At 66.5% G+C, this 2,155-nt stretch carries 2 protein-coding genes and 1 pseudogene; all 3 read right to left on the bottom strand.

Translation table 11 applies throughout. From position 1 onward, the window contains the following. A pseudogene (locus KZA10_RS13025) lies at positions 1-191 on the bottom strand (NAD-dependent succinate-semialdehyde dehydrogenase); the annotation flags it as partial. A gap of 22 nt (positions 192-213) precedes the next feature. Continuing rightward, on the bottom strand, positions 214-1,761 hold the full coding sequence (locus KZA10_RS13020; RefSeq protein ID WP_017829154.1) for an APC family permease: 1,548 nt from the start codon (positions 1,759-1,761) through the stop codon (positions 214-216). Further along, a partial coding sequence (locus tag KZA10_RS13015; protein WP_218683084.1) for a universal stress protein occupies positions 1,761-2,155 on the bottom strand: 395 nt, incomplete at its 5' end. The genes KZA10_RS13020 and KZA10_RS13015, both read right to left, overlap by 1 nt.

The raw sequence follows: 2,155 nt of genomic DNA, 5'->3' as shown, positions 1-2,155 counted from the left end.
GCGGCGACCGCGGCGTCGAGCGCACGGATGCCGTCGGCGGGCGTCGCATCGGCGATGGTGCGGATGACGGCACCGGTCGCGGGATCCTGGACGTCGAAGGTGCCGCCGGTCTCGCCGTCGATCCACTGACCGCCGATGAAGAGGCCGGTGGGGATGCTGTCCAGGAGCGCCTGTTCGGTCTGAGTGCTCATGATTCTCTTTCTGTGGGGAGGGCTAGGAGCGCTTGCGTCGGCTGGGCGGTGCGTCGATGCCCAGTGTCTGTCCGCGGAAGAATGCGGGCCGTCGGACCGCGTTCCAGATCATGACGACGATGCCGACGACGATGATCAGCATGCCGAGGATGAAGACGATGCCGACCCCGCCGATCTGCGAGCCCGAGCCGTAGGCCGGGTCCATCGAGTCGATCAGCGTGGTGAAGAACAGCACCGCGAGGATCGAGCCGCCGATGAGCGGGAACAGGAACGTGAAGAAGACGTTCCGCGCCGAGTCGAACCACTGCTTGCGGAAGTACCAGACGCACGCGAAGGCGGTGATCCCGTAGTAGAAGCAGATCATCATGCCGAGCGTGAGGATGGTGTCCCACAGCGTGTCCTCGCTCACGATGCGCATCACGGCGTAGAACGCCGAGGCCACCACGGCCGAGACGATGGTCGCGTACCCCGGGGTGAAGAAGCGGGGGCTGACCTTCGCGAACGACTTGGGCAGTGCACCGTAGTGCCCCATCGCCAGCAGGGTGCGCGCCGGTCCCACGAAGGTGGACTGCAGCGACGATGCCGAGCTGGTGAGCACCGCGAGCGACACGAGGAACGCGAGCGGGCCGAGGATCGGGCCGGAGAGGTGGAAGAACACGTTCTCCTGGATGTCCTCGTTGCCGAGTCCCAGCGCGCCGGTGCCGACGCCGGCGAACATGATCATCGCGACGGCGAGCAGCAGGTAGAGCGAGACGATCATCAGCACCGTGACGGTGGCCGCGCGACCCGGGGTCTTCTCCGGATCCTTGGTCTCCTCGTTCATGGTGAGGGTGACGTCCCAGCCCCAGAAGATGAAGATCGACAGCGACAGACCCGCAGCGACCGCGCTGAAGGACGAGATCGCGAACGGGTTGAACCAGTTCAGATCGAACGGCTGGTAGTCGAAGCCGTTGCCGCTCACGGCCTGCACGATCGCCGCGCCTGCGAAGAAGAGCAGCACGAGGATCTGGAAGCTGACGAGCCAGTACTGCAGCTTCTGGGTCGTCTGCATGTCGCGATAGGAGATCCACGTCGCGCCGAGCATGAACAGCAGGCACACCCCGATGTTGATCCAGGTGACGCTCGCGAGGCCGGCGATGTCCGGGTTGCCGGTGATCTGGGAGATCAGCAGGAAAAGGAAGTCGACCGCGATGCCGGCGAGGTTGGACAGGACCAGGATCGTTGCGACCACCAGGCCCCAGCCGGCCATCCAGCCGACCCACGGACCGAAGGCGCGTGCGGCCCAGGTGAACGAGGTGCCGGAGTCGGGCATCCGGTTGTTGAGCTCTCGGTACCCGAAGGCGACCAGGAGCATGGGGATGAAGCCCACCAGGATGATCGCGGGAATCTGCGACCCGACCGTGGAGGCCACAGGCCCCACAGCGGCGGTGAACGTGTAGGCGGGCGCGATGCACGAGATGCCGATCACGACCGCGCCGATGAGGCCGACCGTTCCGGCGCTCAGGCCCTTGGTGGAGATCCCGGTCGTGACACCGGATTCGGGCTCCGTCGCCCGGTTGGTGCTGCTCATCAGCGTTCTCCTGCTTCGTTGCGGGTGCGCGGGACGACGATCATGGGGACAGGTAGCTCGTGCAGCATCTTCGCCGCCGTGGAGCCCAGGAACAGGCGACGAGGCTGTGCCAGCCGGCTGGAGCCGACCAGGACGACCTCACCGGGAAGCCACGAGAGGTTCGCGACCGCGTCTTCGACGCTGTCTCCCGGAGCCTTCTCGACGGCGGCGGTGCGTCCGTCCGGAAGCTTCTCGGTCGCCATCGCGAGGACTTCCTGCCCGTGGGTGTCACCGACCGTGCGGATCGCGCCGGTGTCGAGACCGGGCGGCACATCGAACGGCACGAGCGAGACGAGTCGGAGATCGACTCCGCTGTCACCGGCGAGGGCGACCGCCTCGTCGAGCAGCGCGTCGG

The sequence above is a fragment of the Microbacterium sp. BF1 genome (assembly GCF_019279095.1).
Lineage (GTDB): Bacteria > Actinomycetota > Actinomycetes > Actinomycetales > Microbacteriaceae > Microbacterium > Microbacterium maritypicum.
The sequence above is the reverse complement of the archived record's forward strand: the minus strand, read 5'-3'. Positions and strand labels throughout refer to the sequence as shown.